Annotated in this window: 20 protein-coding genes and 1 pseudogene; 11 read left to right on the forward strand and 10 right to left on the reverse strand. The window is 72.5% G+C overall.

Features of this window, described 5'->3' with window-relative positions:
• Positions 1–63 precede the first annotated feature (63 nt).
• Complete coding sequence (locus tag IO30_RS0135070; protein WP_051902791.1) at positions 64–1,140, forward strand: WxL protein peptidoglycan domain-containing protein; 1,077 nt, start codon at positions 64–66, stop codon at positions 1,138–1,140.
• A 101-nt stretch (positions 1,141–1,241) separates the two neighbouring features.
• Here the strand turns inward: IO30_RS0135070 and IO30_RS0135075 are convergent, their stop codons facing one another.
• From IO30_RS0135075 to iolC, 4 genes are read right to left on the reverse strand one after another with little or no spacing between them, the layout of a single operon-like run.
• Entirely contained in the window at positions 1,242–2,741 is a 1,500-nt protein-coding gene (locus tag IO30_RS0135075) for a CoA-acylating methylmalonate-semialdehyde dehydrogenase (protein WP_031149924.1), read from the reverse strand.
• 10 nt (positions 2,742–2,751) lie between these two features.
• Positions 2,752–4,626 carry a 3D-(3,5/4)-trihydroxycyclohexane-1,2-dione acylhydrolase (decyclizing) gene (iolD, locus tag IO30_RS0135080; RefSeq protein ID WP_031149926.1) on the reverse strand — a complete coding sequence of 625 codons (1,875 nt, stop codon included), beginning with the start codon at positions 4,624–4,626 and terminating at the stop codon, positions 2,752–2,754.
• On the reverse strand, positions 4,623–5,468 hold the full coding sequence (gene iolB, locus IO30_RS0135085; RefSeq protein ID WP_031149928.1) for a 5-deoxy-glucuronate isomerase: 846 nt from the start codon (positions 5,466–5,468) through the stop codon (positions 4,623–4,625). The genes iolD and iolB overlap by 4 nt, the downstream gene beginning before the upstream one ends.
• Positions 5,452–6,411: a 5-dehydro-2-deoxygluconokinase gene (iolC, locus tag IO30_RS0135090; protein ID WP_031149930.1), complete on the reverse strand. Its 960-nt coding sequence runs from the start codon at positions 6,409–6,411 to the stop codon at positions 5,452–5,454. Before iolC ends, iolB begins: the two co-directional genes overlap by 17 nt.
• A gap of 73 nt (positions 6,412–6,484) precedes the next feature.
• Between iolC and IO30_RS0135095 the strand changes: the two genes are divergently transcribed.
• The 3 genes from IO30_RS0135095 to IO30_RS0135105 all read left to right on the forward strand — a co-directional run bounded on the left by IO30_RS0135095 (position 6,485) and on the right by IO30_RS0135105 (position 8,932).
• Positions 6,485–7,396, forward strand: a complete 912-nt coding sequence (locus IO30_RS0135095) for a sugar phosphate isomerase/epimerase family protein (RefSeq protein WP_031149932.1) — start codon at positions 6,485–6,487, stop codon at positions 7,394–7,396.
• A 13-nt stretch (positions 7,397–7,409) separates the two neighbouring features.
• Positions 7,410–8,423, forward strand: a complete 1,014-nt coding sequence (locus IO30_RS0135100) for a Gfo/Idh/MocA family protein (protein WP_031149934.1) — start codon at positions 7,410–7,412, stop codon at positions 8,421–8,423.
• A 308-nt stretch (positions 8,424–8,731) separates the two neighbouring features.
• Positions 8,732–8,932, forward strand: coding sequence for a helix-turn-helix transcriptional regulator (locus IO30_RS0135105; protein WP_030710687.1), 201 nt, complete (start codon positions 8,732–8,734; stop codon positions 8,930–8,932).
• Positions 8,933–8,954: 22 nt separating this feature from the next.
• Here the strand turns inward: IO30_RS0135105 and IO30_RS0135110 are convergent, their stop codons facing one another.
• A complete protein-coding gene (locus IO30_RS0135110) occupies positions 8,955–10,178 on the reverse strand; it encodes a cation:proton antiporter (RefSeq protein ID WP_031149936.1) in 1,224 nt (407 codons plus the stop codon).
• Between the two features lie 165 nt (positions 10,179–10,343).
• Here IO30_RS0135110 and IO30_RS0135115 point away from each other — a divergent pair, with 165 nt between their 5' ends.
• Together IO30_RS0135115 and IO30_RS0135120 are read left to right on the forward strand one after the other, a co-directional pair.
• Positions 10,344–10,577, forward strand: coding sequence for a heavy-metal-associated domain-containing protein (locus tag IO30_RS0135115; protein WP_031149939.1), 234 nt, complete (start codon positions 10,344–10,346; stop codon positions 10,575–10,577).
• Positions 10,578–10,702: 125 nt separating this feature from the next.
• Entirely contained in the window at positions 10,703–12,967 is a 2,265-nt protein-coding gene (locus IO30_RS0135120) for a heavy metal translocating P-type ATPase (protein WP_031149941.1), read from the forward strand.
• A gap of 376 nt (positions 12,968–13,343) precedes the next feature.
• Here the strand turns inward: IO30_RS0135120 and IO30_RS0135125 are convergent, their stop codons facing one another.
• Both IO30_RS0135125 and recD2 read right to left on the reverse strand, forming a co-directional pair.
• Entirely contained in the window at positions 13,344–14,633 is a 1,290-nt protein-coding gene (locus IO30_RS0135125) for a citrate synthase (protein WP_031149943.1), read from the reverse strand.
• A gap of 182 nt (positions 14,634–14,815) precedes the next feature.
• Complete coding sequence (gene recD2 / locus IO30_RS0135130; RefSeq protein ID WP_031149945.1) at positions 14,816–17,062, reverse strand: SF1B family DNA helicase RecD2; 2,247 nt, start codon at positions 17,060–17,062, stop codon at positions 14,816–14,818.
• 285 nt (positions 17,063–17,347) lie between these two features.
• Here recD2 and IO30_RS0135135 point away from each other — a divergent pair, with 285 nt between their 5' ends.
• Positions 17,348–17,908, forward strand: coding sequence for a DUF937 domain-containing protein (locus IO30_RS0135135; RefSeq protein WP_037896061.1), 561 nt, complete (start codon positions 17,348–17,350; stop codon positions 17,906–17,908).
• Positions 17,909–17,950: 42 nt separating this feature from the next.
• Positions 17,951–18,448 (forward strand): annotated as a pseudogene (locus IO30_RS0135140) (GNAT family N-acetyltransferase); the annotation flags it as partial.
• Here IO30_RS0135140 and IO30_RS0135145 read toward each other — a convergent pair.
• Positions 18,399–19,334 carry an EamA family transporter gene (locus IO30_RS0135145; protein ID WP_031149950.1) on the reverse strand — a complete coding sequence of 312 codons (936 nt, stop codon included), beginning with the start codon at positions 19,332–19,334 and terminating at the stop codon, positions 18,399–18,401. The pseudogene IO30_RS0135140 and the gene IO30_RS0135145 overlap by 50 nt on opposite strands.
• 100 nt (positions 19,335–19,434) lie before the next feature.
• On the opposite strand from IO30_RS0135145, the gene IO30_RS0135150 reads away from it, so the two are divergent.
• Positions 19,435–20,364: a LysR family transcriptional regulator gene (locus IO30_RS0135150; RefSeq protein ID WP_031149952.1), complete on the forward strand. Its 930-nt coding sequence runs from the start codon at positions 19,435–19,437 to the stop codon at positions 20,362–20,364.
• A 75-nt stretch (positions 20,365–20,439) separates the two neighbouring features.
• Positions 20,440–22,272, forward strand: a complete 1,833-nt coding sequence (locus tag IO30_RS0135155; RefSeq protein WP_031149954.1) for a glycoside hydrolase family 3 protein — start codon at positions 20,440–20,442, stop codon at positions 22,270–22,272.
• 35 nt (positions 22,273–22,307) lie between these two features.
• Here IO30_RS0135155 and IO30_RS0135160 read toward each other — a convergent pair whose 3' ends face one another.
• Together IO30_RS0135160 and IO30_RS0135165 are read right to left on the reverse strand one after the other, a co-directional pair.
• Positions 22,308–23,741: a S28 family serine protease gene (locus tag IO30_RS0135160; protein WP_031149956.1), complete on the reverse strand. Its 1,434-nt coding sequence runs from the start codon at positions 23,739–23,741 to the stop codon at positions 22,308–22,310.
• Positions 23,742–23,825: 84 nt separating this feature from the next.
• On the reverse strand, positions 23,826–24,224 hold the full coding sequence (locus IO30_RS0135165) for a hypothetical protein (RefSeq protein ID WP_107066959.1): 399 nt from the start codon (positions 24,222–24,224) through the stop codon (positions 23,826–23,828).
• Between the two features lie 218 nt (positions 24,225–24,442).
• On the opposite strand from IO30_RS0135165, the gene IO30_RS0135170 reads away from it, so the two are divergent.
• Entirely contained in the window at positions 24,443–24,997 is a 555-nt protein-coding gene (locus IO30_RS0135170) for an EF-hand domain-containing protein (protein WP_031149960.1), read from the forward strand.
• Positions 24,998–25,013 lie beyond the last annotated feature (16 nt).

The following is a 25,013-nucleotide window of genomic DNA, read 5'->3' on the forward strand; positions in this document are numbered from 1 at the left end:
GGTGGCGCGGCGCTCCAGCGCCGCGCCACCTTTCCCCTGTCGGCCCCGACTGGAGACCCGCCCATGCGTACCCGCACCCGCACCCGCACCCGATCCCGGTCCCGCGCTGCCCGTACCGTGCTCCACGGGCTGCTCCTCGGCCTGTTCGGCCTCCTCGGCCCGTGGGGTCTGCTGACGGGCGCAGGGCCCGCGGCGGCCGCGGACAACGGCACCTGGGGGGTCTTCCCGACGCCCGCGGCCGGTGCGGCGATGACCGACCGCGCGTACTTCTTCCACCAGGGCTCGGCCGGCACCACGGTCAGCGACAGCGTGACGCTGCTGAACTCCTCCGACCAGGAGCTGACCTTCCAGGTCTTCGCCACGGACGCCGTGAACACCCGGTCGGGCGGCGCCTTCGCGCTCCTGCCGGTGGAGACGGCGCCCAAGGACGTCGGCACCTGGATATCGCTGCCGCCGGAGGCGGCGGGCACCGTGACCGTGCCCGCGAAGGGCCGCAAGGACATCCCGTTCACCGTGAAGGTCCCGGCGGACGCGACCCCCGGCGACCACGTGGGCGGGATCGTGGCCCTGGGCACGGCCGTGGAGGGCGTGCAGAAGGAGGGCAAGGTCCAGGTCGGGGTGAAGCGTTCGGTGGGGGCCCGGCTGTACTTCCGGGTGCCGGGACCGCTGACCCCGGGGCTGAGCGTGGAGGACGTACGGGTCAGCCGGTCGGCGCCGCTGCTGCCCTGGGTCCGCGAGGCCCGGGCCACCGTGTCGTACGCCCTGGTGAACCGGGGCAACGTGGTCGTCGAACCCGAGCTGACGGTCTCCGCCGAGGGGCTGTTCGGGCGGCGGGTCCTGGACCGGCCGGCCCGTGAACTGAAGCTGGTGCTGCTGCCGGGCCAGCGCGTGGAGCTGACCGAACCGTGGCCGGACGCGCCCCAGCTGGACTGGGTCACCGTACGGATCACCGCGGGCGCGAGCGCCCACCCCGACCTGGTGTCGAGCTCCGAGGCGGATTTCGTCGCCGTGCCCTGGCCCGCCGCGGGAGCCGTCCTGGTACTGGCGGGCGCAGCCCTCGCCTGGCGGACCCTGCGCCGCCGACGCCGCCGCACGCCCCCCGTCCAGCACCCCGAACCGGACCTGGCGTCCACCCGCTGACCACAGCAGGAACCCCCGGCCGGTGAGGGTTGGCCGGGGGTTCTGCGGTACGGGTGGCGGTGCCGTGGGCGGCGGTGCCGTGGTGGCGGGCGCCGGGTGGGTCAGTGGTTGCGGGGGAAGCCCAGGTCCACGCCCGCCGGGGCGTCCGAGGGGTCCGGCCAGCGGGTCGTGACGACCTTGCCGCGGGTGTAGAAGTGGATGCCGTCGTTGCCGTAGATGTGGTGGTCGCCGAAGAGCGAGTCCTTCCAGCCACCGAAGGAGTGGTAGCCCACCGGCACCGGGATCGGCACGTTGACGCCGACCATGCCCGCCTCGATCTCCAGCTGGAAGCGGCGCGCGGCGCCCCCGTCGCGGGTGAAGATCGCGGTGCCGTTGCCGAACGGCGAGGCATTGATGAGGGCCACGCCCTCCTCGTAGGTCTCGGCGCGCAGCACGCACAGCACCGGGCCGAAGATCTCGTCGCGGTAGGCGTCGGAGTCGGTCTTGACGTCGTCGAGCAGGGACAGGCCGATCCAGTGGCCGTTCTCGTTGCCCTCGACCGTGTAGCCGGTGCCGTCGAGGACGACGTCCGCGCCCTGGGCGGCGGCGCCCTTGACGTAGGAGGCGACCTTGTCGCGGTGGGCGGCCGTGATCAGCGGGCCCATCTCGGAGGTCGGGTCGTTGCCGGGGCCGATCTTGATCTTCTCGGCGCGCTCACGGATCTTCTCGACGAGGGCGTCGCCGATCGAGCCGACGGCCACGACCGCGGAGATCGCCATGCAGCGCTCGCCGGCCGAGCCGTACGCGGCGGAGACGGCCGCGTCGGCGGCCGCGTCCAGGTCTGCGTCCGGGAGCACCAGCATGTGGTTCTTGGCGCCGCCCAGGGCCTGGACGCGCTTGCCGTTGGCGGAGGCCGTGGTGTGGATGTGCCGGGCGATCGGGGTGGAGCCGACGAAGGAGACGGCCGCGATGCCGGGGTGCGCGAGCAGCGCGTCCACCGCCACCTTGTCGCCGTGGACCACGTTCAGGACGCCCGCCGGCAGACCGGCCTCGGTCATCAGCTCGGCCAGCTTGTTGGACGCCGAGGGGTCCTTCTCGCTCGGCTTGAGGATGAAGGTGTTTCCGCAGGCCACGGCCAGCGGGAACATCCACATCGGGACCATCGCCGGGAAGTTGAAGGGCGTGATGCCCGCGACGACGCCCAGCGGCTGGCGGATGGAGGAGACGTCGACGCGGTTGGAGACCGAGGTCGACAGCTCGCCCTTGAGCTGCGTGGTGATCCCGCAGGCCAGCTCGACGATCTCCAGGCCGCGCGCGACCTCGCCCAGCGCGTCCGAGTGGACCTTGCCGTGCTCGGCGGTGATCAGCTCGGCGATGGCGTCGCGGTTGGCGTCCAGCAGGGCGCGGTAGGCGAACAGCACCTTGGTGCGGGCGGCCAGCGAGGACTTGCCCCAGGTCTGGAAGGCCTCCTGGGCGATCCGTACGGCCGCGTCGACCTCCTCGGCGGAGGCCAGGGCGACCTGCGTGGTGACCTCGCCGGTGGCCGGGTCGGTGACCGGGCCGTAGTTGCCCGACGCGCCCTCGACGGTCTTGCCACCGATCCAGTGGTTGACGGTCTTCATGCTTGCTCCTTCACAGATGGCGACGTCGCTGCGCGGCTTGCCGGTCGTACTCTTCGCGGGCCGCCGCCGCGGACTTTCGCGTCGCGGTCTCGGCCACAGGAACATCCCACCACGCCTGTGCCGGAGGCGGGCCCGACACAGTGTCGGGTGTTCGGGTCTGGACGTAGACACATGTGGGACGGTCTGCCGCACGGGCCTGCGCCAGGGCTTTCCGCAGGTCACCGACGGTACGGGCGCGGATGACGGCCATCCCCAGGGAGGCCGCGTTCGCCGCGAGGTCCACCGGAAGGGGGTCCCCGGTGTACGAGCCGTCCGCCGCCCGGAAGCGGTACGCCGTGCCGAAGCCCTCGCCGCCCACGGCCTGCGACAGCCCGCCGATGGAGGCGTAGCCGTGGTTGTCGAGGACGACCAGCCGCAGCGGGACGCCCTCCTGGACGGCCGTGACGATCTCGGTCGGGTTCATCAGGTACGTGCCGTCGCCGACCAGGGCCCACACCGGGCGGCCGGGGGCGGCCAGCGCCACGCCGATCGCCGCCGGGATCTCGTAGCCCATGCAGGAGTAGCCGTACTCCAGGTGGTACTGGTCCGCCGAGCGGGCCCGCCACAGCTTGTGCAGGTCGCCGGGGAGCGAGCCGGCCGCGTTGACCAGGATGTCGCTGCCGTCGACCAGCCGGTCGAGGAGCCCGAGGACCTGGGCCTGGGTGGGCGGGGCGTCCTCGTCGGCGGCGGGTACGGCGTAGGCCGCCTCGACGCGGGCCTCCCAGTCCGCCTTCCGCTCCCCGTACGCCGCCTCGTACGCGGGGCCCACCCGGTGGCCGGCGAGCGCCTCCCGGAGCGCGTCGAGGCCCTCGCGGGCATCGGCGACCAGCGGGCCGGCGGCGAGTTTGTGGGCGTCGTACGGGTCCAGGTTGAGGCCGATGAAGCGGACGGCCGGATTCTGGAACAGGGTCGCGGAGGCCGTGGTGAAGTCGGTCAGCCGTGTCCCGGCGGCGATGACGAGATCGGCCTCCCTGGCCAGGGCGTCGGCGGTGGCCGTCCCCGTGTGCCCGATCCCGCCGACCTCCGCGGGGTGGTCGTGGGGCAGCGCGCCCTTGCCCGCCTGGGTCGTGGCCACCGGGATCCCGGTGGCCGCGGCGAAGGCGGCCAGCGCCTCCTGGGCCCCGCTGTGCCGGATCCCGCCGCCCGCGACGAGCAGGGGGCGCGCAGATCCCCGTACGGCCTCGGCGGCGGCCGTGAGCTCGCTGCGGTCGGGGCGGGGCCTGCGCACGCCCCACACCCGCTCGGCGAAGAACTCCTCGGGCCAGTCGTAGGCCTCCGCCTGCACGTCCTGCGGCAGCGCCAGGGTGACGGCCCCGGTCTGGACGGGGTCGGTGAGCACCCGCATCGCCTGGAGCGCGGCGGGGACCAGGGCCTCGGGGCGGGTGATCCGGTCGAACCACCGGGAGACGGGCCGCAGGGTGTCGTTGACGGAGAGGTCCCCCGCGTACGGGACCTCCAGCTGCTGGAGCACCGGATCGGCGGGCCGGGTCGCGAAGGCGTCCCCGGGCAGCAGCAGCACCGGGATCCGGTTGACCGTGGCGAGGGCCGCCCCGGTGACGAGGTTGGTGGCGCCGGGCCCGATGGAGGTGGTCACGGCGTGCGCGGAGAGCCGCCCGCACTGGCGGGCGTAGCCGACGGCGGCGTGCACCATGGCCTGCTCGTTGCGCCCCTGGAGGAAGGGCATGGTCCCGGGGCCGGACTCCAGCAGGGCCTGCCCGATCCCGGCGACGTTCCCGTGCCCGAAGATGCCCCAGGTGGCGGCGATCAGGCGTTGGCGCCTGCCGTCGCGTTCGGTGTACTGGCTGCCCAGGAAGCGGACGAGCGCCTGGGCGACGGTGAGCCTCATCGGTCCTCCGCGCGGTAGAAGGGCAGCCGGGGGTCCACGGCCTGGCCGGCCCAGGTGTCGCGGATCCAGCCGTGGTCGGGGTGGTCGCGGATCAGCCACGCGCGGGTGCGGTCCGGTCCGGCCATGACGTTCAGGTAGTACATGGCGTGCCCGGGGGCGGCGATGGACGGACCGTGCCAGCCGTCGGGGATGAGCACGGCGTCGCCGGTGCGCACCTCGGCGAGCAGGTCGGTCTTCCCGGCGGGCGAGGGGCTGACGCGCTGGTAGCCGACGCCGGGGGTGGCGCCGTGCGGGGCGATCTCGAAGAAGTAGATCTCCTCCAGGCGGGATTCCTCACCCTCGTGGTGCTCGTCGTGCTTGTGGGGCGGGTAGGAGGACCAGTTGCCGCCGGGAGTGAGGACCTCGACGGCGATGAGCCGGTCGCAGGCGAAGGCGTCGGCGGCGGCGAAGTTGTTGACCTGGCGGGAGCACTGGCCGGCGCCCCGCAGTTCCACGGGGACGTCCGCGGCCGGGCCGTAGCGCGGCGGGAGCCTCTCCTCGCAGCGCGCACCGGCGAGCGCGAACCGCCCCCCGGCGGCCGAGCGGACCTCGGCGCGGGCGTCGCGCGGCAGGTAGGCGAAGTCGCTCACGGCGTCGAAGACGCCGCTGCGCCCGTGCAGCGGGAACACCTGTGGCGCCGCCTCGGGTCCGGGCAGGTCCCGGCAGTCGACCTCGCACGCACCCGACAGCGGGAGCACGATCCATTCGCACTCCCCCGTCCCGAAGCCGTACGCCTCCCCCGGGCCGAGGTCCAGCACCCGCAGCCTCGTCCACTCGGTCCCCCACTCAGACTGCACCGGCACGGCCGAGCACCTCCTCCACCTCGTCGGGGAACGGCATGGCGGTCGAGCACGCCAGCCGCGAAGCCACGATCGCCCCGGCCGCGTTCGCGTACCGGACCGTCTTCGTCAGGTCCCATCCGGCGAGCAGCCCGTGGCACAGGGCGCCGCCGAACGCGTCGCCCGCGCCCAGCCCGTTGACCACCTCGACCGGTACGGGCGGCACCTCGGCGCAGGTTCCGTCGCGGTGGACGGCCAGCACTCCGGCCGGGCCCCGCTTGACCACGGCCAGTTCCACCCCGGCGGCGAGCAGGGCCCGGGCCGCCGCGCGGGGTTCCGTCTCCCCGGTGGCGATCGCGCACTCCTCGGCGTTGCCGACGGCCACCGTCGCGTGGGTCAGGGCCTCGGCGTACGCGGGGCCGGGGTCATCGCGCCACAGCGTCGGCCGCCAGTCCAGGTCGAAGACCGTGGTCCCGGGTCCGGTACGGGCCTCCAGGGCGGCCAGGGTGGCGGAGCGGCTCGGTTCCTCGCTGAGGCCCGTACCCGTCATCCAGAACACGCGGGCCCGCCCGACCGCCTCCAGGTCCAGTTCCTCCGGGCGGATCTCCAGGTCGGGGGCCTTGGGCGCGCGGTAGAAGTACAGCGGGAAGTCGTCGGGCGGGAACATCTCGCAGAAGGTGAGCGGTGTGTGCAGGCCCGGGACCTCGCGCACCCACCGGTCGTCCACCCCGAATCCGCCGAGCTCCGCGCGCAGGTAGGCCCCGAAGGGGTCCGCGCCGGTCCGCGTGATCATCGCCACCCGGCGCCCCAGCCGGGCGGCCGCGACGGCCACGTTGGCGGGGGACCCGCCGAGGAACCTGCCGAACGAATCCACCTCGGCCAGTGGCACCCCGGTCCGCAGCGGGTAGAGATCCACCCCGATCCGTCCCATCGTGATCAGGTCGAACGCGAACGGAACACCGGTCACGACCAGTCCTGCCTTCCGTCATCCATCTCGTCGTCTCCCCGTCCTTCGAGCTTCGCACCCTAAGGTGGCCGCCATGACGTCCTCCCCCGCCGCGTTGACCCGTATCCGCATCGGTTCGGCCCCGGACTCCTGGGGTGTCTGGTTCCCCGACGATCCCCGGCAGACGCCCTGGGAACGGTTCCTCGACGAGGTCGCCGACGCGGGGTACCGGTGGATCGAGCTCGGCCCCTACGGCTACCTGCCCACCGATCCCGTACGGCTCGGCGAGGAGACCGTCCGGCGGGGCCTGCGCGTCAGTGCGGGCACCGTCTTCACCGGACTCCATCACGGGCCCGCGGTCTGGGAGGACACCTGGGCCCACGTGTCGCGGATCGCGGAGCTGACCCGGGCCATGGGTGCGGAACACCTCGTCGTCATCCCCTCGTTCTGGCGGGACGACAAGACGGGGGAGGTCCGGGAGGACCGCACCCTCACGGCCGGACAGTGGCGCGAACTGACCACCCAGACCGAGCGGCTGGGGCGGGAGGTGCAGGACCGGTACGGGCTGCGGATCGTCGTCCATCCGCATGCGGACACCCACATCGACACCCCGGAGAATGTGGCCCGCTTCCTGGACGCCACCGATCCGGCCCTCGTCTCGCTCTGCCTGGACACCGGGCACTACGCGTACTGCGGCGGGGACAGCGTCAAGGCCATCGAGACCTTCGCCGAGCGGATCGGCTACCTCCACCTCAAGCAGGTGGACCCGCGGATCCTGGCCGAAGTCCAGGCGCAGGAGCTGCCGTTCGGCCCCGCCGTGGGGCGGGGGGTGATGTGCGAACCGCCGTCGGGGGTGCCCGCGCTGGAGCCCGTACTGGCGGCGGCGCAGCGGCTCGGGACGGACCTGTTCGCCATCGTGGAGCAGGACATGTACCCGTGCCCGCCGGAGCAGCCGCTGCCGATCGCCCGCCGCACCCGTGCCTACCTGCGCTCCTGTGGCGCCTGAAGGAGGAATCCGTATGACCAGCACGCTCGGTATCGCCGTCGTCGGCACCGGGAGGATGGGCGCCGACCACGTCCGGCGGATCGGCCGGACGGTGGGCGGGGCCCGGGTGGTGGCCGTGGCCGACCCGGACGGGGACCGGGTCAAGGCGGTCGCGGACGCCCTGGACGGGGCGAGCGCGCACACCGACCCGGCGGCGGCGATAGCCGCACCCGGGGTCCAGGCCGTGCTGATCGCCTCCCCCGGGCCGGCCCACGAGGAGGCCATCGCGCACGCCCTGGCACGGCAGTTGCCGGTGCTCTGCGAGAAGCCGCTGACCCCGGACCCGGAGGGTGCGCTGCGCGTGATGGAGGCGGAGCGGCGGCTGGGGAAGCGCCTGGTGCAGGTGGGGTTCATGCGGCGGTTCGATGCCGAGTACGTGCGGCTCAAGGAACTGCTGGACGCGGGCGGCATCGGGCGGCCCCTCTTCCTGCACTGCCGCCACCGCAACGCCTCCTCGCCGTCCTTCTTCACGAGCGACATGCTGATCACCGATTCCGTGGTGCACGAGGTGGACGCGGCCCGCTGGCTGCTGGGGCAGGAGGTCACGGCCGTGTCGGTGCTCTCGCCGCGACCTACCTCGGCAGCTCCGGAGGGGCTGCGCGATCCCCGCCTGGTGCTGCTGGAGACCTCCGGCGGAGCCGTGGTCGACGTGGAGATCTTCGTCAACTGCGGCTTCGGCTACCAGGTCCGGTGCGAGGCGGTCGGCGAGTCCGGCAGCGCACAGATCGGCGACGGGCACGCGATGGTCGTGCAGTCGGGAGGCCGGTGGGGCGGGGAGATCGACCAGGACTTCACGGTGCGCTTCGCCGATGCCTACGACCGCCAGCTGCGGAGCTGGGTCGCCGGGGCCGCGCGGGGCAGGGTGGCGGGGCCGGACGCCTGGGACGGTTACGCGGCGGCGGCCGTCTCGGAGGCGGGCCTGACGGCGGCGCGCAGCGGCGTACGGACCGTGGTGGAGATGGCGGAGCGGCCGGCCCTGTACCGCTGAGCCCGGCCTGCGGCTGCCCCTGCCTGCGGCTTCCCTGCCTGCCGCGGCCCCTGCGGGCCTCTCCGGCTGCCTCCCGTGGCACATCGGCAGCCGGGGACCCCTGTGGCACTTCCGTCACAGGGGTCTCCTTTGTGTCACGCATATCCGCATTACGCGGGTTTTCCGTCACAGGCGGTCGACAGCCCCTCCCCTGCTCTCACCCCGCGTCGTTCCTTGGGCACAACCCGAGTGATCGTCACTGTCCACGCGCCGGCTCCCCCGACGGCCTCCCGGCCGGCCCCGCGGCGTGGACAAGGAGGTGTCGTGGCATGAGCGACCGACAGCTGTGGTCCTACAAGGAGATCGCTGCCCACATCCGCGTCCAGCCGGACACCGTGCGCTCCTATCGCAAGCACGGTCTCCTCCCCCCTCCCGACCACGTGGAGGGCGGCAAGCCCTACTGGTACGCCGACACCGTCCGCGCGTGGGTGGCCCGCAGGCCCGGCAACCGGGGCCGCCGCGAGGACTGAGGGCTGAGGGCCGACGGCGGCATCACCAGGACTCGTCGGCGCCGATACCGCTCCCGGCCCGGGCCCCGGCCGTTCCCCCGGCCTTCCCCCGGGCCCGCAGCCGGAGCCCGAGCAGCGGGAACAGCAGCACGGACAGCATCCCGGCGCCCACCAGCGCCGCCGCCTCCCCCGGCTCGACCTTCCCGTCCTGCACGCCCATGGTGGTGATCGCCACCACCAGCGGCAGGGCCGTGGAGCCGAACAGCACCAGCGCCGACCGGTCCCGCTTCCCCAGGTCGCGCGGGGCCAGCAGCAGGATCGGCAGGCCCCGCACCACCAGGAAGAGCGCCAGGAAGAGGGGCAGCAGCAGGAGCGCCGACCCGCCCGCGAGCAGGGCGTCCAGGTCGAACTCGATCCCGGTGACCACGTAGAACAGCGGCACCAGGAAGCCGAAGCCCATGGCCTCGACCTTCGACAGCACGAGCTCGCTGCTCTCTGGCGCGGCCCCCTGGAGCACCAGCCGGGTGAGCAGCCCGGCCGCGAAGGCGCCGAGCAGGATGTCGAGCCCGAGCACCTGGGACAGCGCCAGCATCCCCACGAGCACGAGCATCACCAGCCGCACCGCGAACTGGCCGCTGGTGTGCAGCGTCCGGGCGATCACCTCGCGGAACCAGGGCGGCTTGGGCCGCAGGGCCCAGAGGACGGCCAGGACCGTCAGCGCCGCGAAGGCCGCCAGCAGGGCCGTGGAACGGGCCGGGGCGCGCCCGCTCAGCAGCAGTGCCATGGCGATGATCGGCCCGAACTCGCCGACCGACCCCATGGCCATCATCACCGAGCCGAACCGGGTCCTGAGGTCCCCGGCCTCCCGGAGCACCGGCAGGATCGCGCCGAGCGCGGTGCTGGTGAGTGCGGTGCCGATGTAGACGCCCCGGTCGTATCCGCCCCCGAGCAGGATCCCGGTGCCGAGGCCGAGCGCGAGGGCGATCACCCAGGCCCACAGGGACCGCTTGAGGGTGTCCCCCTTGACCCGGTCGAACTCGATCTCGTAACCGGCCAGGAAGATCAGCATCGCGAGGCCCAGCTGGCTCAGTACGTCGACGACCTCCCCGCTGACGGCCCATCCGAGCACGTCGGGGCCGAGGACGATGCCCAGCAGGATCTCGAAGATCACCAGGGGTACGGCCAGCCACCGCGCGACCGCGTGGGCGAGCAGGGGCGCGAGGACGGCGGCGGCCATGATCAGGACAAGGGTTCCCGAGTGATCCATATCCGTCATTTACGTACGGCCCGCACCGATCGGCCATTCCGCAACCGCGGGGCGGGATACTCGCTTCCATACCCCCTAGGGGTATAGTCTCTGAGTGTCGGGAGGACGGTGGAGACATCCGCCGCCCCTCCGGTGACCGGACCCGCCCCTGAAGAGGAGAACGAGATGAGCGCCGAGACGGACACCCAGACCACCACCGTCTACCGGGTGACCGGCATGACCTGCGGGCACTGCGAGGGCGCGGTGACCAGCGAGCTCTCCGCCCTGCCGGGCGTCACCTCGGTCAAGGCCGTCGCCGCGACCGGCGAGGTCACCGTGGTCTCCGCCGCCGAGCTCACCGACGAGGACGTCCGCGCCGCCGTGGACGAGGCCGGGTACGAGTTCGCCGGCCGGGCCTGAGCACCTCCTCCTTCGGAAGCCCCGCAGCACGCAGCACGCAGCAGTACCCCGCGGTACCCCGCCGGGCCGTACCGGCCAGCTCATACTGGTTCCGTACGGCCCGGCCATCCCCCTGGAGCCGGAACATGACCAGCACAGTGCACGACGGACCCATAACAGCGGTCGAGCTCTCGATCGGCGGAATGACCTGCGCCTCCTGCGCGGCCCGCATCGAGAAGAAGCTCAACCGGATGGACGGCGTCGAGGCCACGGTGAACTACGCCACCGAGAAGGCCCGCGTCTCCTACAGCGGGGACGTCCAGGTCGCCGACCTGATCGCGACCGTCGTCAGGACCGGCTACACCGCCGAGGAGCCCCCGCCGCCGCAGCCCGAAGCGGAATCGGAAGCGGAACCGGCCGACGGGGCCGCGGCCGTACGTGACCCCGAGCTCGCCGCGCTGCGCCAGCGGCTGCTGGTCTCCGTCACCCTCGCCCTGCCCGTCGTCCTGCTCGCGATGGTCCCGGCCCTGCAGTTCGACAACTGGCAGTGGCTCTCCCTGACCCTGGCCGCACCGGTCGTGGTCTGGGGCGCCCTGCCCTTCCACCGGGCCGCCTGGACCAACGCCCGGCACGGCGCCGCCACCATGGACACCCTGGTCTCGGTCGGCACCCTGGCCGCCTTCGCCTGGTCCCTGTGGGCCCTGTTCTTCGGCCACGCCGGCATGCCGGGCATGCGGCACGGCTTCGACCTGACGATCTCCCGTACGGACGGCTCCTCGGCCATCTACCTGGAGGTCGCGGCCGGCGTCGTCAGCTTCATCCTGCTCGGCCGCTATCTGGAGGCCCGCTCCAAGCGGAAGGCGGGCGCGGCCCTCAAGGCGCTGATGGAACTAGGCGCCAAGGACGTGGCCGTCCTGCGCGGGGGCCAGGAGGTACGCATCCCGGTGAGCGCCCTCGGCGTCGGCGACCGCTTCGTCGTACGCCCCGGGGAGAAGATCGCCACCGACGGCACGGTCACCGAGGGCAGCTCCGCCGTGGATGCCGCCATGCTGACCGGCGAATCGGTCCCGGTCGAGGTCACCGTGGGCGACGCGGTCACCGGCGCCACCGTCAACACCTCCGGCCGCCTGGTCGTCGAGGCCACCCGCGTCGGCGCGGACACCCAGCTCGCCCGGATGGCGCGGCTCGTCGAGGACGCCCAGAACGGCAAGGCCGAGGTGCAGCGGCTCGCCGACCGGATCTCGGGGATCTTCGTACCCGTCGTCCTGCTGCTCGCGCTGGGCACCTGGGTCACCTGGCTGCTGATCACCGACGATCCCACCGCCGCCTTCAGCGCGGCCGTGGCCGTCCTGATCATCGCCTGCCCCTGCGCCCTGGGCCTGGCCACCCCGACCGCGCTGATGGTCGGCACCGGACGGGGCGCACAGCTCGGGATCCTGATCAAGGGCCCCGAGGTGCTGGAGTCCACCCGCCGCGTGGACACGGTCGTCCTGGACAAGACCGGCACCGTCACCACCGGACGGATGACCCTGACCGCGGTGCATCCCGCCGCGGACGTGGACGGTGACGAACTGCTGCGGCTGGCCGGGGCCCTGGAGCACGCCTCCGAGCACCCCATCGCCCGGGCCGTCGCCACCGGGGCGGCCGCGCGGGCCGGCGTGCTGCCGGTACCCGAGAACTTCGAGAACCTCGCGGGGCTCGGCGTGCAGGGCGTGGTCGAGGGCCACGCCGTCCTGGTGGGCCGCGAACGCCTGCTGGCCGACTGGTCGATCGAGCTGCCCGCCGCACTCGCCGAGGCCAAGGCCGCCGCCGAGGCCGAAGGCGCCACCGCCGTCCTGGTGGCCTGGGACGGAGCGGCGCGCGGCGTCCTGACGGTGGCCGACGCGGTGAAGGAGACCAGCGCCGAGGCGGTCACCCGGCTGCGGGCGCTCGGCCTCACCCCGGTCCTGCTGACCGGCGACAACAAGGCGGTGGCCGAGACGGTGGCCCGCGCGGTGGGCATCGACGAGGTGATCGCCGAGGTGCTGCCCCAGGACAAGGCGGACGTCGTACGCGGGCTCCAGGCGCAGGGCCGTACGGTCGCCATGGTCGGGGACGGGGTCAACGACGCGGCCGCGCTGGCCCAGGCCGACCTCGGCCTGGCCATGGGCACGGGCACCGACGCCGCCATCGAGGCGGGCGACCTGACGCTCGTACGGGGCGACCTGCTGGTGGCGGCGGACGCGATCCGGCTGTCCCGCCGGACCCTGGCCGTCATCAAGGGCAACCTGTTCTGGGCCTTCAGCTACAACGTGGCGGCGCTGCCGCTGGCCGCCGCCGGGCTGCTCAACCCCATGATCGCGGGGGCCGCGATGGCGTTCTCCTCCGTTTTCGTGGTGACGAACAGCCTCCGGCTGCGATCCTTCCGCTAGTGGTCACCCTCCCCGGTCCCCACACATTTCCTTCACGGGAGACGCAGATCACAGTGATCGCAACGTAACCATCCGGGGTCGGCACGGGTCTAATGGGGCGGTGCCAGGAATGTCTTGGGGGACGTTCCACGGATGTCTTGGGGGACGTCCGCGGCACCAGCCGGCCGGGACGCGTGCCCGCGGGAAGCTTTGAGCGGCCCTCCCGACCCGATACGGGTCCCGGCAGACACCGACGCCCCGGTCCGGGTCCCGTGGGGGGAATCCGTTCCGGGGAAAGGAAAGCGCCCCGACCGTCGACCCGTGGGGGGATCGGCGGCGGGGCGCTTTTCGTTCGCCTCGCGTGCGGCCCAAGGGCCGCGGTGGAGCAGACCTCGGGTCAGCGGGCCTCGACCGGGACGAAGTCGCGCAGGACCTCGCCGGTGTAGATCTGGCGCGGGCGGCCGATGCGGGAACCCGGCTCCTTGATCATCTCGTGCCACTGGGCGATCCAGCCGGGAAGGCGGCCGATCGCGAAGAGCACGGTGAACATCTCGGTCGGGAAGCCCATGGCCCGGTAGATCAGGCCGGTGTAGAAGTCCACGTTCGGGTAGAGGTTGCGCTCGACGAAGTACTCGTCGGCCAGCGCGTGCTCTTCCAGCTTGAGCGCGATGTCCAGCAGCTCGTCGCTCTTGCCGAGCGCCGAGAGGACGTCGTGCGCCGCCGCCTTGATGATCTTCGCCCGGGGGTCGAAGCTCTTGTAGACGCGGTGCCCGAAGCCCATCAGGCGGACGCCGTCTTCCTTGTTCTTCACCTTGCGGATGAAGGCGTCGACGTCGCCGCCGTCGTTCTTGATGCCTTCCAGCATCTCGAGGACGGACTGGTTGGCGCCACCGTGCAGCGGGCCCCACAGGGCCGAGATGCCGGCGGAGATCGAGGCGAACATGTTCGCCTGCGAGGAGCCGACCAGACGCACGGTGGAGGTGGAGCAGTTCTGCTCGTGGTCCGCGTGCAGGATGAGCAGCTTGTCGAGCGCCGAGACCACGACCGGGTCCAGGTCGTACTCCTGGGCCGGCACGGAGAAGGTCATGCGCAGGAAGTTCTCGACGTAGCCGAGGTCGTTGCGCGGGTAGACCACCGGGTGGCCGACCGACTTCTTGTACGCGTAGGCCGCGATGGTCGGGAGCTTGGCGAGCAGCCGGATCGTCGAGAGGTGGCGCTGCTTCTCGTCGAAGGGGTTGTGGCTGTCCTGGTAGAACGTCGACAGCGCGCTGACCACGGAGGACAGCATCGCCATCGGGTGCGCGTCACGCGGGAAGCCGTCGTAGAAGCGCTTCACGTCCTCGTGCAGCAGCGTGTGCTGGGTGATCTCGTTGCGGAACGACGCGAGCTGGTCGACGGTCGGCAGCTCCCCGTTGATCAGCAGGTAGGCGACCTCGATGAAGGTCGAGCGCTCGGCCAGCTGCTCGATCGGGTAACCGCGGTAGCGCAGGATGCCCTGCTCACCGTCGAGGTAGGTAATCGCGGACTTGTACGCCGCGGTGTTGCCGTAGCCGCTGTCCAGAGTGACGAGCCCGGTCTGGGCCCTCAGCTTCGAGATGTCGAAGCCCTGGTCGCCGACGGTGCTCTCGACCACCGGGTAGGTGTATTCACCGTCCGCGTACCGGAGTACTACAGAGTTGTCGCTCACGTCATCCCTCACCGACGTAGTGCCTCTTCTTCGAGGTGCCCTGACTGCCTCTACCTTCCCCCATTTGGCGCAGGAGAGTGCACTCGGGGTCGGCCTTTGGTGCTTTTGACGGCACTGAGTGCCGCCAAGCTGCTCATCCTGCCCCCTCCGCACCGGTGGTGGAACCCCAAATGATCGATCATCTAGGTGATGTTTCCCACCGGTATGCGGCCGGACAGCCTGGGTGCCACCGCCGTGTACCTCCTGCCTGCGGAAACCGTACGCACCGCCTGGCCGAGGGCTTTGCGGGACCCGACGAGGACGACCAGTTTCTTCGCCCTGGTCACTGCCGTGTAGAGCAGGTTGCGCTGGAGCATCATCCAAGCCCCCGTGGTGACCGGGATCACGACGGCCGGATATTCACTCCCCTGGGAACGGTGGATGGTGACGGCGTAGGCGTGGGCGAGTTCGTCGAGCTCCGCGAACTCGTAGGGGATCTCCTCGTCCTCCTCCGTCCGTACCGTCAGGCGCTGTTCGTCGGGGTCGAGCGCGGTCACCACGCCGACCGTGCCGTTGAACACGCCGTTGGCGCCCTTCTCGTAGTTGTTCCGGATCTGGGTCACCTTGTCGCCGACGCGGAAGACCCGCCCGCCGAACCGCTTCTCGGGCAGGTCCGGCCGGGCCGGGGTCATCGCCTGCTGGAGCAGGCCGTTGAGGTTCCCGGCGCCCGCCGGGCCGCGGTGCATGGGCGCGAGCACCTGGACGTCCCGGCGCGGGTCCAGCCCGAACCTGGCCGGGATCCGGCGGGCGGCGACGTCGACGGTGAGGCGGCCGGCCTCCTCGGTGTCCTCCTCGGCGAAGAGGAAGAAGTCCGGCAGGCCCTCGGTGACCGGCGGCAGTCCGGTGTTGATCCGGTGGGCGTTGGTGACCACGCCCGACTGCTGGGCCTGCCGGAAGATCCGGGTCAGCCGGACGGCGGGCACCGGCCCGCCCTCGGCGAGCAGGTCCCGCAGCACCTCCCCGGCGCCTACGGACGGCAACTGGTCCACGTCCCCGACCAGCAGCAGGTGCGCGCCCGGCGCCACGGCCTTGACCAGCTTGTTGGCCAGCAGCAGGTCCAGCATCGAGGCCTCGTCCACGACGACGAGGTCCGCGTCCAGCGGCCGGTCCCGGTCGTACGCCGCGTCCCCGCCTGGCTTGAGCTCCAGCAGCCGGTGCACCGTGGAGGCCTCGGCGCCGGTCAGCTCGGAGAGCCGCTTCGCCGCCCGCCCGGTGGGCGCGGCGAGCACGACCTTGGCCTTCTTGGCCCGGGCGAGCTCCACGATCGAGCGGACGGTGAAGGACTTGCCGCAGCCCGGCCCGCCGGTCAGGACGGCGACCCGGCGGGTCAGCGCGAGGCGGACCGCGTCCCGCTGCTCGGGGGCGAGTTCGGCACCGGTCCGGCCCGCGAGCCAGCCCAGCGCCTTCTCCCAGTCCACGTCCTGGAAGGCGGGCATCCGGTCGTTCTCTGCGTTCAGGAGCCTGCGCACCTGCCCCACCAGCGACAGTTCGGCCCGGTGGAAGGGCACCAGGTAGACGGCGGTCAGCGGGTCGGGGCCGCCCTGGGGGTCGGGCACCTGCTCCCGGACGACCCCCTCCGGGTCGGCGGCGAGCTCGGCCAGGCAGTCGATCACCAGGCCGGTGTCCACCTGGAGCAGCTTGACCCCGTCCGCGATCAGCCGGTCCTCGGGCAGGAAGCAGTGCCCCTGGTCGGTGGACTGGGACAGGGCGTACTGGAGCCCGGCCTTCACGCGCTCGGGGCTGTCGTGCGGGATCCCGACGGCCTGGGCGATCCGGTCGGCGGTGAGGAAGCCGATGCCCCAGACGTCGGCGGCGAGCCGGTAGGGCTGGTTCTTCACCACCGAGATGGACGCATCGGCGTACTTCTTGTAGATGCGGACGGCGATGGAGGTGGAGACGCCGACGCCCTGGAGGAAGACCATGACCTCCTTGATGGCCTTCTGCTCCTCCCAGGCGGCCCCGATCAGCTTCGTCCGCTTGGGGCCCAGCCCGGGTACCTCGATCAGCCGCTTCGGCTCCTCCTCGATCACGTCGAGGGTGTCGGTGCCGAAGTGCTCCACGATCCGGTCGGCGATCTTCGGGCCGATGCCCTTGATCAGGCCGGAGCCGAGGTAGCGCCGGATGCCCTGGATCGTGGCGGGGAGCACAGTGCGGTAGTTCTCCACCGTGAACTGCTTGCCGTACTGCGGGTGGGAGCCCCAGCGGCCCTCCATGCGCAGCGATTCGCCGGGCTGCGCGCCGAGCAGGGCGCCGACGACGGTGAGGAGGTCGCCGCTGCCGCGGCCGGTGTCGACCCGCGCGACCGTGTAGCCGCTCTCCTCGTTGGCGTAGGTGATGCGTTCGAGCACCCCCTCCACCACGGCCAGTTGCACCGCCCCGTGGGTTGTCATGGCACGAAGCTACCCCGGGGCGCCGACAGCGCGGCGGGCCTGTGGACGGAAGGAGCGAAGGGCAGAGCGACCAAAGGGGGTCCGGCCTCGCGGCCGGACCCCCTCACGGTTACCCCTCCCGTGCCGGACTTCCCGATCCCCCCAGATCCCCTCCCGGAAGTCCCGACGCAACATACGACCCGCGGTACCCCTGGAGGGTTGCACTCCGATCTACAGATTTACTTTTCCGTTACCAAACGCCTACCCAAGGTGCCGGTGAATCGACACAGAAGTAGCGTTTCGGGCATGAGCGAATCTTCATTCCAGGACGACGTACTGGGCGAGCTCGGCGACGAGAAGCTGACCGAGATCGCCGGACTGCTCGGCACGGACACGGACGGCGCCCGCACCGCCGTCACGGAGACCGTCGGCGCCATGACCGGCGACCTCCAGCAGAAGGCCGACGCCGACGACGAGGACGGGGTCGAGGTCCGCCAGGCCCTCGCGGAGGTCACCGAGCCCCCGCTGCAGGGCGTGGCCACGCTGGGCGGCGTCGGCGGGATGCTCAGCGGCGGGATGATGGCCGGGGTCCTCGCCAAGGTCGCCAAGCCGGTGGCCAACGCCGTCTCGAAGAAGACCGGCATCCCCGCCCCGACCATCAGCCGGGTCATCGAGATGCTGATCCCGGTGCTGCTCGCGGTCCTCGCCAAGCGCGCGGCCTCGGGCAAGGGCGCGGGCCCCACGGCCGCCGGAGCATCCTCACCGGGCACACCCGCCCCGGGCGGCGCACCCGCCCCGGGAGCGGCCCCGGCGGGCGGCGGGCTGGGCGATCTGCTCGGCCAGATCCTGGGCGGCGGCAAGAAGTAGCGCCTATCCTCGGGCGCCATGGACACGCCCGAGGCAGCATCGGTGCGGCTGCGCGATCCCGAGCCCGGCGACCTGGGCTGGATCGTGCAGCGGCACGGCGCGCTCTACGCCGCCGAGTACGGCTGGAACGCCGAGTTCGAGGGCCTGGTGGCCCGGGTCGTCGCGGATTTCGCCGAGGACCACGACCCGTATCTGGAGCGGGTCTGGATCGCCGAACGCGGCGGCCGGCCCGTCGGGTCGGTGATGTGCGTGCGCGAGGACGGCGCCCCGGGCACCGCCCGGCTGCGGCTGCTCCTGGTCGACCCGCAGAACCGCGGCCACGGCATCGGCGGCCGCCTTGTCACCGCGGTCGTCGCCTTCGCCCGCTCGGTGGGCTACCGCGAGCTGGTCCTGTGGACCCACGACGTCCTGCACGAAGCCCGCTCCCTGTACCTGCGCGCGGGCTTCACCCTGGTCGCCGAACGCCCCGCCCGCTCGTACGGGGTCGCCCTCACCGGGCAGGACTGGCGGCTGCCGCTCCAGCAGGACTCCCCGCGCTGACGCCCGGACCGACCCCCGTACGGTTCGGAGCGCGCCCGGGGGCCAGCGAGGTGAGGGCCACCCCGCCGACCAGGAGCAGCGCCGCCAGCCAGCGCGTGCCCGAGACCTGTTCCCCCAGCACCAGGGCCGCCGAGGACATCCCGAACACCGGGACCAGCAGGGAGAACGGGGCCACCGCGGAGGCCGGGTAGCGGCGCAGCAGGTACCCCCAGGCGCCGAAGCCGAACACGGTGGACACCCAGGCCACGTACCCGATCACGGCGAGCCCGGACCAGTCCAGGGCGCGCAGCGCGGCCAGGTCCCGCTCGGGCCCCTCCAGCAGCAGCGACAGCGCGAGCAGCGGCAGCACCGGGACGGTGCACACCCACACCATGAAGTTCAGCGCGTCGGGCGGGGAGGCCTTGCGGGTCAGGACGTTGGAGACGCCCCAGCAGGCGGCGGCCGCGACGACGAGCGCGAAGCCGAGCACCGGGCCGGAGGTGCCCCCGTCCACCGCGGCCACGGCGATCCCGGCGAGCGCGACGGCCATGCCGAGCACCCTGATCCGGCCGGGCCGTTCGCGCAGGAGCACGGCGGCGAGGACGGCGGTGAAGACGGCCTGGACCTGGAGCACCAGGGAGGACAGTCCGGCGGGCATCCCGGCGTCCATGCCCGTGAACAGCAGCCCGAACTTGGCGATGCCGAGGACCGCCCCGACGCCCAGGACCCACTTCCAGGCGACCTTGGGGCGTCCGACGAGGAAGACCGCGGGCAGGGCCGCGACGAGGAAGCGCAGGGCGGAGAGCAACAGCGGCGGGAAGTGGTCGAGTCCGATCTCGATGACGACGAAGTTGAACCCCCAGACGGCGGCGACGAGCACGGCGAGTGCGGTGTGTACGGGACGCATGGTCCGAGCATCGACGCCCGGACCGTGTAGCACCAGCGCTGATCTCTTCCGCGATGGATGAAGCATTGCTTACGCATCTCCCCGGTGCCACGATGGAGCCGTGCTCGATCTCTCCCGGCTGCGCGCCCTGCACGCCGTCTCCGTCCACGGTTCGGTCGCGGGCGCGGCGGCCGCCCTCGGCTACACCCCCTCCGCGGTCTCGCAGCAGATCGCCAAACTGGAGCGGGAGACCCGGACCACGCTGCTGGAGCGGCGCGGGCGCGGGGTCGCGCTGACCGAGGAGGCCCGGCACCTGGCCGACACGGCCCAGCAGCTGCTGGCCATCGTCGAGCGCGCCGAGACCACCCTGGAGGAGCGCCGCGGGCAGCCGAGCGGGCTGCTGACGGTGGCGGCCTTCGCCTCGGCGGCGCGCGGACTGCTGCCGGGGGTGCTGGCCGACCTGGCCCGCCGTCATCCGGCGCTGGACGTCCGCCTCACGGAGGTGGACCCCCACCTGTCCGTGGACCTGGTGGCCCGCGGCGTCACCGATCTGGCGGTGGCCCACGACTGGGACATCGCGCCGCTGCCGTCGCCCGAGGGCATCGAGCAGGCGGTGATCGGGGACGACCCCTGCGACCTGGTGGTCCCGGCCGGGCACCCCTTCACCACCCGGCGGGCCGTCCGCCGCACCGACCTCGGCGGCGAGCGCTGGGTGTGCCAGCCGCCCGGCCGGGTCTGCCACGACTGGCTGGTGCGGACCCTGCGCACGGCCGGGTCCGAACCCGACATCGTGCACGTGGCCGAGGAGAACCACACCATCGTCGCCCTGGTCGCGGCCGGGCTCGGGGTGGCGGTCGTCCCCCGGCTGGGCACGGGTGTGCTGCCGCCCGGGGCGGTGGCCGTCCCGCTGGAACCGGGCCCCGTCCGGCGGCTGTACGCCCTGTGGCGCACCGGCGCGGCCCGCCGTCCCGCGATCACCGAGGCCGTGCGGGTCCTCCAGGAGCACTGGGCCGCGCAGGGGGCGCGGTCCCAGGCCGAAGAGACGGCCTAGCCGGGGACCCCTTCCGGGGGACCTCCCGAGTGTCCGTGACGCCCCGGGGCCCGGCCCGGCAGTAGGGTCCGGCGCGTGCCGTACGAAGCCTCCCGCCGGACCCTGTTCGCCGTGGCCGCCGTGGCCGCCGTCACGGCCGCCGGGGCCGCCTCCGCCGCCGTGGGGGCCCGCCCCGCCCCCGACGACCCGCGCAACCCCGCACGGGAGCCCGCCGGGCCACCCGGCCGGCGGCCCGACCGGGCCCGGCTGCGCCGCCTGGTGGAGGGGATGAGCCTGGCCGAGAAGGTCGGCCAGCTGTTCGTCTCCCGGGCCTACGGCCATTCGGCCACCGATCCCGACCCGGCGGACGCCGAGAAGAACCTGGCGGCGTTCGGGGTCCGCACCGGCGCCGAGCTGGTCTCCCGCTACCACCTCGGCGGGATCATCTACTTCGCCTGGGCCCACAACACCCGTGACCCGCACCAGATCGCCGCGCTCTCGGCCGGGCTCCAGCGGGCCGCCCTGGCCGCCGGTCCGCGCGTACCGCTGCTGCTCTCCACCGACCAGGAGCACGGCGCCGTCGCCCGCATCGGCAAGCCCGCCACCCTCTTCCCGGGAGCGATGGCGCTGGGCGCGCTGCACGCCGCGACCGGTTCCGCCGCCGAGGCCCGCCGGGCCGCCCGCATCGCGGGGACGGAGCTGGCCGCGATGGGCATCCGGCAGGACTACGCGCCGGTCGCCGACGTCAATGTCAATCCGGCCAATCCGGTCATCGGCGTACGGTCCTTCGGCTCCGACCCGCAGGCGGTGGCCGCCCTGGTCGCCGCCCAGGTCCGCGGCTACCAGGGCGCCGGGGTGGCCGCGACCGCCAAGCACTTCCCCGGCCACGGGGACACCGAGACCGACAGCCACGTCGGCCTGCCGGTGATGCGGCACAGCCGCGCGCTCTGGGAGGAGCTGGACGAGCCGCCCTTCCGCGCCGCGGTGGACGCGGGCGTGGACGCCGTCATGACGGCGCACATCGTCTTCCCCGCGCTGGACCCCTCGGGCGATCCGGCGACGCTCTCCCGGCCGATCGTCACCGGCATCCTGCGCGAACGCCTGGGCTTCCGCGGGGTGGTGGTCACCGACGCCCTCGACATGGCCGGGGTCCGCCAGAAGTACGGGAACGACCGGGTGCCCGTCCTGGCCCTGAAGGCGGGCTGCGACCAGCTGCTGAACCCGCCGGACCTCGGACTCGCGTACCGCAGCGTGCTGGCCGCCGTGGAGTCGGGCGAGCTGACCGAGGAGCGCATCGCGGAGTCGGTGCTGCGGATCCTGGAACTGAAGGCCCGCCGGGGCCTGTTCGACGCGCCCGAGCCCACCGCGCAGGGGGTGGACGCGCAGGTCGGCATCCCCGAGCACCTGGCCGCGGCTGACGAGATCGCCGCCGGGACGACCACCCTGCTGGCCAATGCGGCCGGGACGCTCCCGCTGGACGCGGCGACGGGCCCGAGGGTGCTGGTGACCGGGACCGACCCGGTCTCCCCCAGCGCCACGACCGGACCCCCCACGGCCGTACTGGCCCGGGAACTGACCGCCCTGGGCTGCCGGGCCACGGCTGCGGCGCCGGCCGGTGCGGTGGCCGCGGCGCCCGGTCACGCGGCGGTGGTGGTGTGCACGTACAACGTGGCCGAAGGGGAGGATCCCCAGCGCACGCTGGTCACGGAGCTGCTGGCCACCGGGGTGCCGGTGGTCGTGCTCGCGGTCCGCAACCCGTACGACCCCGCCCGGCTGCCGCGGTGCGCGGCGGAGCTGGCGACGTACGCGTGGACGGACGTGGAGATGCGGGCGGCGGCCCGGGTGCTGACCGGGGCCGAGCGGCCCGCCGGCCGCCTCCCGGTCCCGGTGCCGGGCCGCTACCCGCTGGGCCACGGACTGACGTACTAGTCCTCCTGTACGCCGGTCCGTGGCCCGGTGGAGCGTTACGGCCGCAGCTGCGGCTCGCGCTCCAGGTCGCGCTGGTCGAGCTGGGCGTCGGGCGCCGCCAGCGGCGCCGCCTTCCCCGTGTCGGCGAGCGCGGCGGCCGGGGCGACCCCGGCCCACTGCAGGATCTTCGCGGTGGCCAGCGCCTTCTCGCCGTCGAGCAGCTTGGCGACGTTGGCACCGTGGTTGGCGCCCGGCGCGGTCATCACGTAGCTGTCGCGCACCCCGTAGCCGAGGTGGAACGGCTCGGCGCCCCACGGGTCGTTCTGCCCGTACACGAACAGCATCTGGTTCGCGTTGTTGCGCACCCAGGTGTCGATGTCCTTCATGGCTCCCGGCTGGAAGGTCATGGGGATGTCGCGGGGCACGAAGTTGCGCGGCGGCTGGTAGCCGTAGCGGCTCAGGCCCTTGAGGTGGGGCTGCTTGATGTCCGGGGAGCCGAGCTGGGTGCCCGCCTGGTAGTAGTACGGGGTGTACGTCTCCAGGCCCTGGTCGGCGTAGGCGGAGAAGCCGGAGATCGCGTCGATCGTGTCCCAGATCTCCTGGTCGGTCGCGGTGGCGGCGGCCGGGATGGAGGCGCAGTCGGCGAGCAGGCTGTACTGCCAGAAGGCCCACACGTAGTCGAGCACGACGGCCTCGAAGGCCTTGTCGAGGTTGCCGACGGTGGTGAAGGTCCAGCCGTTCTCGGCGGCGGCGACGGCGTACTTGGCCTCCAGCGGCTCGCGGCGCACGAGCGCCTCGCGCTGCACCGCGTTCAGCCGGTCGCGGCACTCCTTGGTGCCGACCTTGCTGAAGAACCGGTCGTAGGCCGAGTCCTCGTTGTTGACGACGTCGTTGGGCGCGACGTACGCGACGACGCCGTCCATGTCGCGCGGGTAGAAGCGCTCGTAGTACGTCGCCGTCATGCCGCCCTTGCTGCCGCCCGTGGCCAGCCAGTTCTTGGTGTAGAGCTTCTTGAGGGCGGTGAAGAGGCGGTGCTGGTCACTGGCGGCCTGCCAGATGTCCAGGTTGGCCCAGTTGGCCGGGTCGGGCCGGGAGGGCGTGAAGAATCGATACTCCAGGGACACCTGGTTGCCGTCGACGATCGTCGTCGGCTCACTGCGGCGCGGACTGGTGTTGACGTTGTAGCCGGAGGTGAAGAACACCGTCGGCCGCGAGACGTCCTTGTGCAGAAGGGTCAGGCGCTGCTTGAAGGTGCCCTTCCACGGCTGCCGGTGGTCGACCGGCTGCTCGTAGTTCAGTACGAAGAAGCGGTAACCGGGGTACGGCTTCTCCTCGATCAGGCTCATCCCGGGAATGCCGAGGATCTGGTCCTTGATGTCCGTCGCGGCTGCCGGCCCTGCGGCGGTGGCCGCCTGTGCCGTGGAGCCGGCCGCACCCATGGTGCCGATCAGCACCACGAGCGACAGCAGCCATCCGAGCGTCTTGCGCATTCACCCTCCCCTTGCGTTCACTTCGGTCGCGGTGAACCTAGCCGGGGCAACGCATCGCTGAACAGACCTAGTTGGGTCTCTCCGTCAGCACAGGATCCAGCCGGAATCGGCGGATCCGCCGCCCGCATCCCCCTTTACATACACACAGCGGCTGATCGCACCGACGACGACAGGCCCGGCATAACGGGTGAAACGCCCGGCGTCGCGGACGGGGACCCCGCCGCGCGGCTGAATGCTCACCGTCATCCGCCGCCGCTCCCCGGGCCGCCGCGCCACGGTCACCGCGCAGACCTGGGTGCGGCTCTTGTACACGCGCACCTCGCCGGCGGCGGCCGGCAGGGTCTTGACCAGCCGGCCCGCACAGCCCCCGGTGGCGGCCTGCGCGGCCGGGACCGCGAACAGCCCGCCGACGCCGAGCCACAGCGCCGCCCCGAACACCCCCAGCGCCGCGACCCTCCGGCCGCGCCCTGCCCGCCGCTGCACCACACTGCCCCCGATCGGTCGTACGTACCACGTGCGTACGCACGTACGACGCCCGTACCCTCCCGAAGGTTGCGGCCGGGAGCGGGCCCGCGGTCCACCCCTCCCCCTTAAGGGTGCTTCCGCAACTTCCCAGCAGCAGAAAGGGAGTTCACGCTCCGCCAGGACATTACGCTAGGTGACCGGACCTCTGCGCACCGTAGCCATGGAAGGCATGCCACATGACGAACGACCTCCTCGACCGCAAGCTGGAGCGCTCCTTCAACCGCCTCGACGCCGACGGGAGCGGCGAGATCGACGCCACCGACATCATCGCGCTCGGGTCCCGGCTGCTGACGGCCCTGGGCGAACCCGATGACTCGCCCCGCGCGGAAGCCGTGATGAGCGGGATCGCGGACTTCTGGCAGGACCTGTTCACCGAGATCGACGCCGACCGCGACGGCAAGGTCACGCCCGCGGAGTACAAGCACGGCATGACGCGGCTGTACGCGCAGGGCGGGCCGGCCTACGACCGCTCGTACCGGCCGATGATGAAGGCTCTCCTGACGATCGTCGACACCGACGGCGACGGACTCATCAGCCCCGACGAGTTCCACCGGGCCCAGGAGGTCTTCGGCACGGCGCTGGACCACGCCGAGGCCGAGACGCTGTTCCGGCGGATCGACGCGAACGGGGACGGCCGGCTGACCGTGGACGAACTCCTCGACGCCGTGCGCGACTACTACACCGGCACCGACGAGGACGCCCCGGGCAACCTGCTCTTCGGCGAGGTCTGAGCCCGGGGCGGCGGCC

The organism is Streptomyces xanthophaeus, from assembly GCF_000725805.1.
Lineage (GTDB): Bacteria > Actinomycetota > Actinomycetes > Streptomycetales > Streptomycetaceae > Streptomyces > Streptomyces xanthophaeus.